The organism is Nodosilinea sp. P-1105 (genome assembly GCF_012911975.1).
GTDB lineage: Bacteria > Cyanobacteriota > Cyanobacteriia > Phormidesmidales > Phormidesmidaceae > Nodosilinea.
This window is the reverse complement of the sequence record NZ_SMDQ01000096.1, coordinates 1-14,753: the sequence shown is the minus strand read 5'-3', so window position 1 is coordinate 14,753 and position 14,753 is coordinate 1. Positions and strand designations below refer to the sequence as shown.

Sequence of the window (14,753 nt, the reverse complement as noted above, 5' to 3'; positions counted from 1 at the left end):
CACCCCTTCCTAGCGTTTCTTTCTCTCTCCACTTCTCGCCCTCAGAGCCTCTTTCCCATGTCTAGGTCGGAAGAGCCGCCAATTCTCAATACTGCCAACATTAGCATAGGTAACCCCAGCAGGATTAATGTGTTTTTAAAGGATGACTTAATTCCTTGGTTAGGCTCTACACGGATAGAAATATCAGCTTTCAGCCCACCAATCAGCCCCCTAATCAGTCCATGAATAAGCCCGAAAAATAGCACGAAAAATAGCACGAAAAATAGCACGACAATCCATCCGCCAGTTAGCTCGAAAGTTAGCCTATCACTCACCCCCATTCCCCGTAGCCACAAAAATGGCAAAACGGCGATCAGTCCGAAAATCAGCCCGAAAAATAGCCCGAAAATCAGCCCATTACGCAATTCTCTTAAGAAATTTTTTCGCACGAAGCGCGAAAAAGAGAAATCGAAATTTTCGACCAAGGAAATAGACTCATTCCTGCGGATCAGCCCGAAAATCAGCCCGCCAATCAGCCCGCCAATCAGCCCGCCAATCAGCCCGAAAATCAGCCCGCCAAGCCCGAAAATCAGCCCGAAAATCAGCCCGAAAATCAGCCCGAAAATCAGCCCGAAAATCAGCCCGCCAATTAGCCCGCCAATTAGCCCATAAATCAGCCCATAAATCATTTTTTGCTTTCGGTTTGCCAATATACTTGGCTGCATTTTCTCAATCAAAAACTCATCCTCAGACTGGGCCTTGAGCTGCTTAGCCAGCCACACCAGCCAACGGCGGGTCTGCTTCCCAGTCGGTTCCTTTCCTGATGGATAAGCCTTACTCTTCACCGGCTGGTGCAGTCGCCGCACGATGTAGGCATCCAGCAGGTAGTCCAGTCGTTCCTGGGTGGTACCCAGCCGCTGCCATTGGTTCAGGTCGATCGCATCGTTGGCCAAAATCGACACGCTCAGCAGCAGCGGGGTGCGTACCAGCTCCAGCAGGTCGGCGTCGCGGTGCAGGGTGTCCCACAGGGGGGCCATATCCAGCGAGGCCAGGTAGGCTTGCACCTGGGCGTCCGTCAGCGGGTGCAGGCAAATGGCGGCATTCAGGGCCAGCTTGGCGGCGTAGAGTTCGTATTCCTCCAGGCGACTGCACACCAGCAGGCGGGGCGGCCCGTCGCCCGATCGCAGCCAGGCGTTGAGCTGCTCCACCACCGGCTCCTGCCGCTGGGGGGGCAGCTCGTCCAGGCCATCGAACAGGGGCAGCAGGGTTTTCGCCGCCAGCCAGGTCTGCCCCAGCTTTTTAGAAATGCCGTACTTGGCCTGCAATTCTCCCAGCAGCCAGTCGGTCAGGCTCTGGCAGGGATTTTGCCACGACGATAGGCTCACCATCACCGGAATCGGCTGGGTGGGGTCGTCGTTGGCCCGCTGGATCAGCGTGGCGGCCAGGTCCAGCATGGTGGTGGTTTTGCCCGCGCCGGGGTGGCCCAAAATCAGCAGCTTGCCACCCACCTCGCGGCGGTCGAACACTTCGGCAATGGGGGTATTGGGGGGCAGTGGCTTGGCTGTTTGCTCAGCGGTACGCAGTTCGCTGTCCCAGGGGCGGCTGACCTGGCTGCGCTGCTCCGCCAGGTCCAGGCGAATCAAAATGGCATTGTGCAGCGATTGGCGCAGGCGATCTTCCACCTCCGTCCACACGGCGTCGATCAGGGTGGTTTCGTTGCGGTCTGTGCGGGCGGTGGGGGGCTGGGCCTCTGGCAGGCCCGCGTAGTAGAAATTATTGACGGTGTGGGACTGGTCGATGCGGTTGCTGTCCCCCGATACCACGGTCGCATCGGTGACTGACTGACCCACAGCAATACTGCGATCGCCCCCTTGGTGCAACTCCCCCGATTGCCCCTCCGGCGGTGGGTCGTCTGCCGGAGGGGCTAGGGAGGGGTGAGGGTTGCCTCCAGGGCGGTTCTCAAGGCCTCCAGGTCGGGGCCAATACTCTCCAGCCAGGTGAACAGCTCGGGTACTCGCTGGCCTCGGGGAGCCGGGGCCGGGGAGATGTTCCCTGGCGGCGGCTTGAGGTGAAACAGCACCTGGTTGAACTGGGTATCAGGGAGTTGGAGTAGAAATTGGTAAAGTTCAGTGCGGCTTTGGGGAATAGGCATGGTGGGCTGCGGTAATAGCCTGCTTCTAAGATGCGGCGTTACCCGCTGGGCGTCAATAGGTTGGGCCGCAGTCCCCTGGCCGCCATTACGGTCAATAGTGAAGCAGCGCTGCACCGAAAATAGGCTTGGCAGGTCAATTTTTTTCAAGACTGGCCCAGTCCACTCGATCTACGATGCTGATGCATGGTTCAACTCGTCTCATGTTTTTGGCCATGCCTTTGGCCATGTCTTTGGTTAGAGGATAATCGTTGCCCTTGTGGGAGAGCCTGTCATGAAAGTATTAACTGTTGACGAGCGTAAATTTGACGCAGTAGAAAATTCTGAAGGGATGGAATTATGTCTGATTAGAGAATATGAAAATAATGGCATAGCTGCCCTGGTAAAGGTGAAGCAGGGCGCGAAAGTTCCCTCCCATAATCACTTTGGTGATGAGGAAAGCTATATCATTGAAGGCAAGATTGACATTGGCAGCGGCAAAGTTGCTCAAGCTGGGGATTATGTCTTGATGGAAAAGGATGAAAACCATGAGTTGATCGCGTTGGAAGACACCCTTTTCTTCGTAACCATCCATAAAGGCTTTGAGTGGACTTAACGTATTGTGGGTTAATCACATTGATGCTTGCACATTGACGCTTTCTGTAACCGTTTGATGATTTTGGGGATGGACCATTGCTAGAAACACACTTTTCTGTCAAACGATGGGTAAAGACCGTTATATTGTCGTTCATAACATTAGCCATTGTTGGCTCTTGCGCGTTGGCCGTTGCACCAGACAATGCGATTCTTTGGCCAGTGGATGATCCACAGTTGGAGTGGGGTGCCTGCCCCGATTTCTTCCCCGAGGGCTGTGAATTGGCTGTGCTTCAGGGAGATCCAGAGGAAAATAACTCAGATATTTTCTTTAAGGTACCGCCCAATTCCGAACTTCCTCCCCACTATCACACCTCAGCCGAACGCATGGCTTTGGTATCGGGGAATCTGCAACTGACCTTTGCGGGGCAAGACCTCATGGAGATTGAACCCGGCAACTACATTTATGGCCCAGCAGAGTTGGCCCATGAAGGCTTCTGTGCGCCAGGTGATCCCTGTGTGTTATTTATCGCCTTTGAGTTGCCGATTGATGCCATTCCCGTTGAGCAGCTAGAGCAAACTTGATTGATCTGTTGCGAAAAACTCCAGCAGAGGAAATGATAGATAGTCAGATTACCCGCCGCAAAGTAGTCCTGGCGATTGCGCCATAGCCAGTCTAAACAGTTGAGCAACAGCAACCCCTACTCCATATCTGCCAGCAGGCTGAGCTGGCGCACATTCGGGTCTGGGGCTTTGCCCCTGGAGTGGCGGCGAGGCTTCGCTGGCACCACATTCACATGGGCTACAAACCAGGTGCGTAGCGCTTTCGCCTCCTCTGGCCCCAGATCGGCCAGGGGCAGGGGCGGCGGAAACAGTTCTGGCTCTGGGGCAGCAGCCCAGGCCACCTCACCGCCGTAGAGATCGGTGCCAAAGGGGGTGAGGTCCTGGGGCATTGGGGCCAAAAAAGGTAGCAGGTTGCGGGCATTCAGGAACTTACTCCGCTGGGCTTCCAGCTGTTTGACCCGGCGCTGGCGGGCCGCTTTGTAGTTCAAGATTGGGGCGGGGTAGCCCGACAGGGTGGGGGGATTGCCCAACTGCTCTGGCGGCACCTCAGCCAGCTCCGGCACCCAGCGCTTAATGAACTCGCCATCGGGGTCGCAGCGATCCACCGCCACCTGGCCTGGGTTATAGATGCGGGTCCAGGTTTTATCCACACAGTGGGTGACCCCAGACTGCATCGCCCACTGGTAATGGTCAATGGGGCAGTCGCCATCGATTAAGTGGCGCATGAAGTGCAAGGCCCCATAGCGCCAGTCAATGCCCCCCAGGTTGCTAAGAAAGCTGGCATAGATAGCCCGGGTGCGAAAGTTGAGGGCCAGGTAGCCCCCGGTAGCCTGCAGGCAGCGGGCGGCGGCATCCACAATCGGGAAGCCGGTTTGGCCGGTCTGCCAGGCGTGGTACAGGTCAGATTCAAAGGCCCAGCCATCGTCATCAAACACCCGATAGAGCGATCGCAGTTCCAGTTGAGGCAGGTAGCGAAACCGCTGGGTAAAGCCATTACCCCAGCGCAGCCGGGAGATCAGTTGCTGGTGGCTGCGGCGAATGCGTTGGTCCCCGCCATCGGCCGCCTGGCGCACGATTTGTACACATTCCCGCACCGAAATCACCCCAAACTTGATATGGGGGCTGAGGCCAGTGGTGGCCTCGGCGCTGGGGTAAGAGAGTTGCCAGTAGTAGCGATCGGCTTTATTGGTCAAAAAGTCTTGCAGCAAAGTCCGGGCAGCGGCAGTGCTGGCGGTGGGGATGGGCTTGGCATCGGCCTGGTGCCCCAGGCCAGTCAGGGTTGGCAGGGGATCACTGGCCACCTCAGGGGGAACAAGCACCTGGGGCGGGGTGGGCACCAGGGGGGCACCCATCTGGCGGTACCAAAGCTCCCGATACTGGGGGTAGGGCACCAGCTCCGCCAGGCTGGCCGCCGGTTCAAACCAACGGATGCGCATCCCCCGCTGGGCCAGGGCCTGGTTGAGACGAGCATCCCGCACCCTTCCATAGATCCGTTCTACATCGGTGTGGGCATAGATACCATCGGCCCCGAGGTCTTGAACGAGTTGGGGCAGCACCTGCACCGGATCCCCCGATCGCACAATCAACCGTCCCCCCAGGGCCTCTAAATCCGCCGCCAGCGCTTGCAGAGCCGCCAGCAAAAACGCTACCCGCGCCGCCCCAGTTTCGGGATGGTGCACCAGGGCGCGGTCGAACACAAACACTGGCACCACCAGCCCGCGACGAGCCGCCCGATACAGAGGCTCATGGTCACTGACCCGTAAGTCACGGCGAAACCAAACCAGGGTCTTGTTCATCGCCTTTTCAGTCGCGAGGGGGACAGGGCTTTCTTTTCAAACCGTAACAAAAAAAATCAGCCTAGGAATAACTTTTATAGTAAATATGTACTATATTGATAATACGATTCTCTCTCTGGGGGCTAGATACCGGTCAGTCCAAAGACTGGTAGCACTTTAAGGTGACCTCTGGAAAACGTTGTGCTGAGTGGTGGGCACGGCCCCCCAACCCTGTCATGGTGGGGCAGCTGAGAGGGTGATCCCTGGGATTAGCCGCTGAGCCAAAGACTAGACGTCCAAGGCTCAAACCAGAAATCTGCTTGAGCGGATTGGTAGCCAGCTTCCCCAGTCTGCTTTAGCAGACTTTGGCTGTAAGCCAGGAAGTGAAATCCCTAGTGATTGTGACCAGAGTCCTAACCGTGAGTGCTTTAGTTAAAGTCACCCTGGAGAGTTTCGCAGCTGCGGGCGATCGCATCCCGCCTGAATCATTCCACCGTTTGTCTCACAGCCTCGATGTTGCAGGTTACGGCTATGGCTTACCATCCACGCGACTCCTACTCGGCCCACTATCAGCCTCGACCCGCCCCACCGTCTGGGGGTAGCCCTGTTCCTCCCCCCACCGCCATGCCCCGGCAATATTCCCCCCAGCCACCCCGCCGTCGTCGCTATGGAGGGGGAGGGGTCTTGGTCGCTGGCGGGTCAATGCTGGCCCTGGCCGCCTTTTTGATCCATCCCGGTGCAGAGCCCGGAACCACCCCAGGGGGCGATCCCCAGGTGTGCATTACCCAGGCTCGCGGCCCCGCCACCCTGTCGCGGGACCAGCTAAAAAAACTGATCGACCTAGATATGCAAACCCCCAAAGCCGATGTGCGGGAACTCCTGGGCGAACCCCACTGTGGGCTAGGAGTGGGCAGAACCGAGGCAAATGTTCAAGCAGAACGAGACGCCTACCCGCTCGAGTTTGACCCCGCCACCTGGTTGGTAGTGCAGTACGAAAATGAGCAATATGTGGGGTATGACTTTAGCTTTCGGCGATAGCGGTTGGCGGTGCACGGTTGGCGGTTCATGGTGCAAGGTTCATGGTGCAAGGTTTCAGGTGTTAGGTCCGACACCCCAGCACCCGACACCCGATACCCATCTCCCCATCTCCCCATCTCCCCATCTCCCCATCTCCCCATCTCCCCATCTCCCCATCTCCCCACCTCCCCACCTCCCCATCTCCCCATCTCCCCACCTCCCCACCTCCCCATCTCCCGACACCCCACTCCCCATGTTCTTTGCTACAGTTACAGGGCAAAATAGCCCACTGGGTCGGTAGCTCCTATGGTGTTGAAGCGTAAGCCCCCTCTACTGATGATCGTTGGTGCGGTACTGCTGTTTCTGGGTGGCGGTGCTGTTGCCTTTTGGGCTTTGACCCGCCGTGCCCCTGTGGGCAGGACGTTGCCTACAGGGGTCAATGCTATCCCTGACGATGCGGTCATGGTGCTGGCCCTATCCAGTGATGAGGGGCAATGGCGGCGATTACGGCAGTTTGGCACAGCTGATACCCAGGCTCAGTTTGATCAGCTATTGGCCCAGTGGCGCGATCGCCTGTTAGCAGACCAAGGCCTGGACTTTGGCACCGATATTCAACCCTGGGTGGGGCCAGAGATCACCCTGGCGGTGCTGCCCACAGATGATCCGATCGCCGACCTACCAGCGACCCTGCCTGACCCGGCGATCGCCCTGGAAGAGAATGTGGTGGTGGTCGTGCCGATTGCCGATGCAGGGCGGGCCCAAAGTACCCTGGGCGATCGCTTGGGGACCATGGCAGAGGGGGAAGACGGCACCTATCGCGGCATCAACATCCAGCAGGTGGAGGGGGAAGGGGACACCCCCCTCTATGGGGCGGTGCTGAATGCTGAGACCGCCCTGCTCAGTCCCCAGTTGCCCCTGTTACAGCGCTCCATCGATGCCTACCGAGGCAACAATGCCCTGGTGGACCGCCCTGGATTTAGTCGTGCCTTCGAACAACTGCGGGACTCTCGTCCCTTGGCCCGTTTTTATGTGAATCTGCCCACCGCCGTGGAAGCTCTGGCAGGGACTTCAGACCCCCCTGTGGCCGCCAGCCGCTTGGCAGCGTTGCAGGCCCCCCGAGGGCTGGTGGGTACCCTGACCACAACGAACCGGGGCCTACACCTGCAAAGTGTTAGCTGGCTAGAGCCGGGTAGCGGTCAGACCTTTGCCACGGGTAACAAAGCCGATCAAATGTCCCAGCGCTTACCCAACAGTACCCTGGTGATGGCCTCAGGGGGTGACTTTCAGCAGTTTTGGCAAGACCTGGAAGAGGGGCAGCAACTGACGGCGCTACTCCCCGTTAACCCAGATGAACTGGCCATCGGGGTACAGGCACTCACGGGTCTTTCAGTCAGCGAGGACTGGCTCCCCTGGATGGCGGGCGAGTTTGCCCTGGGCCTACTGCCCCCCGGGATGGATACCCCCGAGCCAGAGCCCGATCTAGAGACGGAGGACCCCGCCCCCATAGAGGATGAGCCATCTCGCTTAAACCCAGCCCTGGTGCTGATGGTACGGGCCAGCGATCGCGAGGCGGCAACGGCCAGCTTGGCACAACTAGATCAAGTCATGGCCACTCGCTATCGGTTTTCTGAGGAGTCAGCCGACCTGGGCGGTGTGCCCGTCACCCGCTGGACAGCGCCTTTTGGTGCGCTCACTCTGGCCCATGGCTGGCTAGACGGGGATGTGGTGTTTATCAGCTTTGGGGATGGGATTGATCAACAGGTGACCCCGCAGCCGAGTCGAGCCCTGGCGGAAAATTCGCTGTTCCAAGCCACTACCGGGAATGCCCCCCGGCCGAATAATGGTCACTTTTTTATTAACCTGGAGAACCTGGGTGCCGCCCAAAACAGCCTGCTGCTGCCTCCCCTGCCGACGGATGGATTGCTCAGTGCTGGGGTCATCGAGGCGATTGGGGTGACGGCGGCGGTGCTGGGCGATCGCCAGGTGCGCTACGACATTACCGTGGCCCTACAGCGGGGTGATCGGCCTGGTCCACTGCCGCAGGTGGAATCTGACCCGGTTGATGTCGAGGCCGAGGAGGTTGAACCTGAACCTGAGGCTGCTGAATCTGAAGATTAACGGACGATCTCAACGGTGATGAGATTGAGCTAAACGAAGTGGCGGTTGGCGGATTGTGATTGGATCTCCCGTCGGGGGGGCAAAACTCGATAGGATAGAGGCAGACTTTTATCCCCTCGCATGTTATGGATTTGATCGCCCTCCAGGGTTGGCTAGATAATGCGTCTTTTGCGGTGTTGTTTGTCACCATGTTGCTCTACTGGTGCGGCGTGGCCTTTTCCCAGGTGCGATCGCTATCTACCCTGGGCCGCGCTGGCATGGCCATGGGTAACTTGGTGATTGCGGCCCTGCTGCTGGCGCGCTGGGTGGAGGCAGGCTACTTCCCTATGAGCAATCTCTACGAGTCGCTGTTTGCCCTGGCCTGGGGCATTACCGCCATGCACCTGGTGGCTGAAACCATGAGCCGCAGTCCCCTGGTGGGCACGGTTACGGCCCCAGTGGCCATGGGCATCACCGCCTTTGCCGCCCTATCGCTGCCCGACACCATGCAGGGGGCAGAACCGCTGGTGCCTGCCCTTAAGTCCAATTGGCTGATGATGCATGTCAGTGTGATGCTACTTAGCTATGCCACCCTACTGGTGGGGGCGTTGTTGGCGATCGCCTTTTTGCTAGTTACCCGGGGCCAGGCGGTAGAGCTAAAAGGCAGTTCAGTGGGGACTGGCGGGTTTCGCAATGTGAAGCTGAAGCGCCATGGCACCCCGGTTGCAGAAATGGCTGAAGAAACGGATGTGGCCAGTGGACGCGAGGCAGCGATCGCCTCTGGGGGAGGCACCGCCGTGCTGCAAAAGCCCCCTGTGACCGAGGCGACGACGATCACCCTATCGCCCCAGCGTCTGACCCTGGCCGACACCCTGGACAACATTAGCTACCGGATGATTGGCCTGGGCTTTCCGCTGCTGACCATTGGCATCATTGCCGGGGCGGTGTGGGCCAACGAAGCCTGGGGGTCTTACTGGAGTTGGGACCCCAAAGAGACTTGGGCGCTAATTACCTGGTTAGTGTTTGCCGCCTACCTGCACGCCCGGATTACCAAAGGCTGGCAGGGGCGTCGTCCGGCCCTGTTGGCCGCCACTGGCTTTGTGGTGGTGTGGGTCTGCTATTTGGGTGTGAACATTTTGGGTAAAGGCCTACACAGCTACGGTTGGTTCTTCTAGGCAGCTTGGAAAATATATTCGAAAAATATAGTCCACACAGGTTTCCCTAACTCGATTTAATTTCCATAACTGTCTCATACCCCCTTCTCAATTGGGTCAATGCTGATTAGAGTAAGTACCGCTACTGTATGTAGTCAGCAGTACAATCATTAGCCGTACCCTGGTGAGCAAGCGTCCATGATTGAAGTTGAGCACCTGAGTAAAACCTACGGGTCGACCGCCGCCATTCAAGATGTCACCTTCGAAGCCCAGCCAGGAGAAATTCTGGGTTTTTTGGGGCCGAATGGGGCTGGTAAAACCACCACCATGCGGATTTTGTCTGGGTACCTGCCCGCCTCCGAAGGGACTGCTCGGATTGCTGGTTACGACGTCCACAAAGATTCCATGGCGGTGCGCCAGCGGATTGGCTACCTGCCCGAGTCTCCCCCCCTTTACCCCGATATGACGGTGGAGGGGTTTTTAAGTTTTGTCGGCCAGATCAAGGGCCTTGCCCCCGGCGACAGGCCTGAGCGGGTGCAAATTTCCATGCAACACTGCGGCCTGCTGGATAAGCGCAACGTCTTGATTCGCAAGCTATCGAAGGGCTACCGGCAGCGGGTGGGCATTGCCCAGGCGATTATCCATGACCCGCCTGTGATTATTTTGGATGAACCGACGGTTGGGCTAGACCCCCGGCAAATCAACGAAGTGCGGCAGCTGATCAAAAGTTTGGCGGGTAGCCATACGATCATTCTCTCCACCCATATTTTGCCGGAGGTGAGCATGACCTGCGATCGCGTCACTATCATCAACCGGGGCCAGGTGGTCGCCACTGACACCCCCGCCAACTTGACCACCCGCCTGGCCGGAGAATCGGCCTTCGAAGTGGAAATCAAGGGTGACGTGACCGCCGCCCAGGCTGTGCTCCGGGAACTGCCCGAGGTGCGCCAGGTTACCGTGCTCGATCGAGAATCCCTGCATGACCATCACCATCGTCTACGGATCAGCAGTGACGCCGATCGGGCCTTAGGCAGCGCGATCGCCGCCGCCATTGTCAACGCCGGCCTAGAACTGCATGAGCTACACCGTCAGCAAGCCACCATGGAAGACGTGTTCTTAAACCTAACCACCAGCGAACCCCCGCCCCCAGCCAAGCCAGCTGTACCTAAAGAAGCTGTACCTAAAGAAGAAGACACCGCCGCCCAAGAAGCCCTATAGCCCCCTTTCTCAAGTAATTCAAAGTTCAAAGTTCAAAATCCAAAATTAAAAATTAAAAATTAAAAATTTCCCCATCCCCCTTCCATCGCCAAGGCGGACACCCAGGGCCGCAGATGAAAAACGAAAAACGAAAACGGAAAAACGAAAACGGAAGAATCCAAAATTCAATCCACCCCTACCCCTCCCAGGAGGGGATCCCAAAATCCAAAACCCAAAATCCAAAATCCAAAACCTTCCCCACATTCCCGTCCCCCCACATTCCCATCCACCCCACCTTCCCCACATTCCCATCCACCCCACCTCCCCCACTCCCCCACTCCCCCACTCCCCCACTCCCCCACTCCCATGACCATCATCCTGAAAAACATCCTAGCCATCTATCAGCGAGAGCTACAAAGCTACTTCGCCTCCCCCCTGGCGTATCTGATTGCCGGTGTCTTTTGGCTGCTGGGGGGCTTTTTGCTGACCGCCGTGTTGCTAGGTCCCCAGGGCATTATTGCCCAGGCGGCCATGGCCGACCAGTCGATTCAGATGGGGCTGCCTGCCCCCCCCGCCTTTGATGTGGCCTACGAGTTCAACAAAGCCTACATTGGCTTGCTGGGATCGTTGTCGATGTTTGTGTTGCCCATGCTGTCGATGGGGCTTTACGCCGACGAACGCAAGCAGGGTACCCTAGAGCTTCTGGCCACGTCACCGATTACCAACTGGGCGGTGGCCTTAGGCAAGCTGTTGGCGGTAGTCAGCTTTTACATCGCCATGATTTTGCCGCTGATGATCTGCCAGGCTGTCGCCCTGGGGGCGGCAGACCCCCCCGCCGGGTCAGGGGTGTTTTGGTTGTCTCACCTGGGGTTGGTGCTGTTGTCAGCCAGCATTTTGGCCCTGGGCATGTTTATCTCATCTCTGACCGAAAGTACCGTACTGGCGGCGATTATGACCTTTGCCTTGATTCTGCTGCTGTGGCTGGTCGATGCGATCGCCCAAGGATTGCCCGGCGTTCTGGGGCAGGCCCTAGGCTACCTATCGTTGCTGCGGCATTTCTCTGACTTCACTGAAGGCATTTTTGACACCAGCAGCCTGGTGCTGTTTTTGTCATTTATTGGGTTAGGCCTTTATCTCACGGCTCAGTCTGTAGAAACCCTCCGTTTCCAGCGATCGTAGGTAAACGCCAGCCTCTCAGTGGGTTGCTTCCCCAAATGCTCACCCCAGCAGATCTCGCCGTCAGCCACTTTCTACCTTCCCCACACCACCAAAACTCTCCCCCCCTCTGCCCTCTGCCTTTTCTGCCTTCTGCCTTCTGCCTTCTGCCTTCTGCCTTCTGCCTTCTGCCTTCTGCCTTCTGCCCTTAGGACCCCCTAGCTATGCTCAAATCCTTGGGAACCTATCAAAAATACGTTAAATTCCTGGCCCTACCCGGATTAGCCTTGCTAACGGCGGGGTTGGTGGCCGGGGCTGTGGCCGGGTGGACGCCATTGCCCCTGGGGCTTTTGATTGGTGGCCTGGGGCTACTGCTCGTCGGGCTCGGGTTTAGCGACTACGGACGCCATCGGTTTTGGTCCCAGCGATCCACAGAAGCCGGTACCAATGCGATTGTGTCTGTGGTAGCGGTGCTGGTGATTTTGGGGTTGATCAATCTGCTGGCGGTGCGGTTTTCCAGCCGGATTGATGTCACCGAGAATCAGATTTTCACCCTGGCGCCCCAGTCCCAGCAGGTGGTGCGCAATCTTGAGCAACCGGCTCGGGTGGTCGTCTTTGATCCAGTGCCGAATCCCCAAGATCGGCAGTTATTGGAAAGCTACCGCCGAGCGGGTTCCCAGTTCTCCTTCGACTATGTCAACCCTTATGATGACCCCCGCCAAGCCCAAGACTTTGGGGCTAGCCAAACCGGCATGGTGTTTTTGGAAAGCGGTGACAGTCGTCAGTATTTGCAGTCGGTTAGCCCCGAAGACCGGCTATCGGAACGCACCCTGACCAATGCCCTAGATCAGGTGATTAGCGATCGCGCCCTGACCGTCTACTTCACCCAAGGGCATCAAGAATTTGCCATTGATGGTAGTGAGGCGGGTTTTGAGCAGGCTGCCCTTGCCTTAGCAGACCAAGGGGCCGTGGTAGAACCCCTGGACTTAACTGAGACCGATGGGGAAGTCCCCGCCGATGCCAGCTTGGTGATTGTGGCCGGTCCCGCCGCCAGCTTTTTTGATGCCGAAGTCGAGGCCCTAGCCACCTATCTCGACCAGGGGGGGAGCCTGATGCTGCTGATCGACCCCCGCACCAGTCCTAACCTCGACCGGTTGCTGGATGAGTGGGGGGTCACCTTGGATGAACGGATTGTGCTGGATACCTCTGGGGCTGGGCAACTGGTGGGACTAGGTCCGGCTGCACCCATTGTCACCGACTATGGCGATCACCCGATCACCCGCGACTTTCGCAGTGGGCGCTCCTTCTTTCCCCTGGTGCGACCGGTGAATGTGGAGGAGGTGCCTGGGGTGACAGCCACGCCCCTGTTGCAGAGCAATCCCCAAAGTCGGGCAGAATCGATCTCAGAAGCAGGTGAGTTGCAGTTTGACGAGAATGCCCCCGCCTCTGGTCCCTATACCCTGGGGGTTGCCCTCAGCCGTCCGGTGGCAGGGGCCGAAGCCGCCGCCGAAGACGCCCCCCCCCCAGAATCGCGGCTGGTGGTGATTGGCAACGCCAGCTTTGCCACCGATGGTCTGTTTAACCAACAACTGAACGGCGATGTATTCCTCAATTCGGCCAGCTGGCTGGGGCAGCAAACCGACGCCGCCCTGTCTATCCGTCCCCGACAGGTGACCAACCGCCGGATTGTGATGACCGTACAGCAGCAGATTGGCCTAGGCATATTTGCCCTTTTAGTGTTGCCTGTGGTGGGCTTTGGCCTGGCAATTTTGATGTGGCTCCGGCGACGGTAACCCTACCCCCGCTGAATATGGCTGCGCAGTTCGGTGTACATATGGTGAAACTCGTCGGTAAAGCACATGTCTAAGGTGCGGGGTCGGGACAAGGTAACCGACAGCTCATAGACAATGGTGCTGGGGCGGGGGCCAAGCACATAGATCGTATCGGACAGGAACAGGGCCTCCCGCAGGTCGTGGGTCACCAGCAAGGCAGTACACCCCGTCCGCTGCCACAGGTCCTGCAACAGGCTCCACATTTCCTCGCGGGTGAAGGCATCCAGGGCGGCAAAGGGTTCGTCTAGCAGCAAGATTTCGGGCTGATGAATCAGCGCCCGACACAGGGAAGCCCGCTGTCGCATGCCCCCCGACAACTGCCAAGGATAGTGGGTATGAAAATTGCTCAGCCCCACCGTGGCCAGCAGTTGTTCGGCGGATTCCAGGTACTTGGCCCGGTTTTGGCGAAACTTGCGTTTGTGGGGCTGTACCACCTCTAGCGGCAGCAGCACATTGTTGATGGTGTTGCGCCAGGGCAGCAGCACTGGATTTTGGAAGGCGATGCCAATATTTTTCAGCGGTCCTTTAATCGGCTGTCCCCGGAAGTAAACGCCCCCCTCTTCCGCCGGGTTGAGGCCAGATACCATCCGTAGCAGGGTGGTTTTACCACAGCCGCTAGGCCCCACCAGGGAGACAAACTCCCCCTGGGCCACCTTGAAGGAAATGTGGTCGATGACAGTCAGCGATGCGCCCTTACTTTGGTACGTGAGGCTAATGTCCCGAAACTCTAAGGTGGGAGAGCTGTTGGTGGTGGAATGGGCGATCGCGCGGGCTTCAACCATAGCAGGGCAGGCGTGAGGTACGTATTTAGACGCTAATCGCCTGGTGAACCTGGCGGTGTAACTTTCGACACTTTTAACACTTTTAAACGTTTAGCCAAAAAGAAACCCTCCCCTATCTCCCCTATCTCCCCTATCTCCCCTATCTCCCCTATCTCCCCTATCTCCCCTATCTCCCCTATCTCCCCTATCTCCCCTATCTCCCCTATCTCCCCTATCTCCCCCACTCCCCCACTCCCCTATCTCCCCCACTCCCCCACCTCCCTACCCGCCGACTACCTTCCCCTGGCGGCTATGACCGAAACCTGGGTTACCCTACGGGGACGGCGGCATTGCCTTTGCCACTGGGGACCCGAGGATGGCCCCCTAGTGCTTTGTCTCCATGGCATTTTGGAGCATGGTGCCGCCTGGGATGGGGTGGCCTATGGTCTGGCCCAGCAGGGTTACCATGTGGTGGCTCCAGACCTGCGGGGCCACGGGCG

Annotated in this window: 14 protein-coding genes and 1 pseudogene; 9 read left to right on the top strand and 6 right to left on the bottom strand. The window is 58.0% G+C overall.

Annotated elements, in window-relative coordinates:
- Positions 1-41: 41 nt before the first annotated feature.
- Positions 42-1,859: an NACHT domain-containing protein gene (locus tag E1H13_RS24745; protein WP_169617642.1), complete on the bottom strand. Its 1,818-nt coding sequence runs from the start codon at positions 1,857-1,859 to the stop codon at positions 42-44.
- 44 nt (positions 1,860-1,903) lie between these two features.
- On the bottom strand, positions 1,904-2,131 hold the full coding sequence (locus E1H13_RS27030; protein ID WP_206071019.1) for a hypothetical protein: 228 nt from the start codon (positions 2,129-2,131) through the stop codon (positions 1,904-1,906).
- Positions 2,132-2,402: 271 nt separating this feature from the next.
- On the opposite strand from E1H13_RS27030, the gene E1H13_RS24735 reads away from it, so the two are divergent.
- Complete coding sequence (locus tag E1H13_RS24735; RefSeq protein WP_206071017.1) at positions 2,403-2,723, top strand: cupin domain-containing protein; 321 nt, start codon at positions 2,403-2,405, stop codon at positions 2,721-2,723.
- A gap of 164 nt (positions 2,724-2,887) precedes the next feature.
- Positions 2,888-3,286 carry a cupin domain-containing protein gene (locus E1H13_RS24730; protein WP_206071015.1) on the top strand — a complete coding sequence of 133 codons (399 nt, stop codon included), beginning with the start codon at positions 2,888-2,890 and terminating at the stop codon, positions 3,284-3,286.
- Positions 3,287-3,318: 32 nt separating this feature from the next.
- Here the strand turns inward: E1H13_RS24730 and E1H13_RS28155 are convergent.
- A pseudogene (locus E1H13_RS28155) lies at positions 3,319-3,399 on the bottom strand (Uma2 family endonuclease); the annotation flags it as partial.
- Positions 3,400-3,402: 3 nt separating this feature from the next.
- The gene (locus E1H13_RS24725; RefSeq protein WP_169617639.1) at positions 3,403-5,061 is read right to left on the bottom strand and encodes an FAD-binding domain-containing protein; all 1,659 of its coding nucleotides are present in this window, start codon (positions 5,059-5,061) and stop codon (positions 3,403-3,405) included.
- A gap of 510 nt (positions 5,062-5,571) precedes the next feature.
- Here E1H13_RS24725 and E1H13_RS24720 point away from each other — a divergent pair.
- The 6 genes from E1H13_RS24720 (at position 5,572) to E1H13_RS24695 (ending at position 13,453) form a co-directional block, all read left to right on the top strand.
- Positions 5,572-6,078: a hypothetical protein gene (locus tag E1H13_RS24720; protein WP_169617638.1), complete on the top strand. Its 507-nt coding sequence runs from the start codon at positions 5,572-5,574 to the stop codon at positions 6,076-6,078.
- A gap of 315 nt (positions 6,079-6,393) precedes the next feature.
- Entirely contained in the window at positions 6,394-8,175 is a 1,782-nt protein-coding gene (locus E1H13_RS24715; protein ID WP_206071013.1) for a DUF3352 domain-containing protein, read from the top strand.
- A 125-nt stretch (positions 8,176-8,300) separates the two neighbouring features.
- Positions 8,301-9,329 (top strand): c-type cytochrome biogenesis protein CcsB, encoded by a 1,029-nt coding sequence (gene ccsB, locus E1H13_RS24710; protein WP_169617636.1) that lies wholly within the window; start codon positions 8,301-8,303, stop codon positions 9,327-9,329.
- Between the two features lie 177 nt (positions 9,330-9,506).
- Complete coding sequence (locus tag E1H13_RS24705) at positions 9,507-10,526, top strand: ABC transporter ATP-binding protein (RefSeq protein WP_169617635.1); 1,020 nt, start codon at positions 9,507-9,509, stop codon at positions 10,524-10,526.
- A gap of 345 nt (positions 10,527-10,871) precedes the next feature.
- Positions 10,872-11,684, top strand: coding sequence for an ABC transporter permease (locus E1H13_RS24700; RefSeq protein WP_169617634.1), 813 nt, complete (start codon positions 10,872-10,874; stop codon positions 11,682-11,684).
- Between the two features lie 200 nt (positions 11,685-11,884).
- Positions 11,885-13,453: a Gldg family protein gene (locus E1H13_RS24695; protein ID WP_169617633.1), complete on the top strand. Its 1,569-nt coding sequence runs from the start codon at positions 11,885-11,887 to the stop codon at positions 13,451-13,453.
- A gap of 2 nt (positions 13,454-13,455) precedes the next feature.
- On the opposite strand, the gene E1H13_RS24690 is transcribed toward E1H13_RS24695, so the two are convergent.
- Both E1H13_RS24690 and E1H13_RS24685 read right to left on the bottom strand, forming a co-directional pair.
- Positions 13,456-14,274: an ABC transporter ATP-binding protein gene (locus E1H13_RS24690; protein ID WP_169617632.1), complete on the bottom strand. Its 819-nt coding sequence runs from the start codon at positions 14,272-14,274 to the stop codon at positions 13,456-13,458.
- A 32-nt stretch (positions 14,275-14,306) separates the two neighbouring features.
- Positions 14,307-14,498, bottom strand: a complete 192-nt coding sequence (locus E1H13_RS24685) for a hypothetical protein (protein ID WP_240966840.1) — start codon at positions 14,496-14,498, stop codon at positions 14,307-14,309.
- Positions 14,499-14,565: 67 nt separating this feature from the next.
- On the opposite strand from E1H13_RS24685, the gene E1H13_RS24680 reads away from it, so the two are divergent.
- Positions 14,566-14,753, top strand: a 188-nt coding sequence (locus tag E1H13_RS24680; protein ID WP_169617631.1) for an alpha/beta fold hydrolase, incomplete at its 3' end; no start/stop codon positions are given.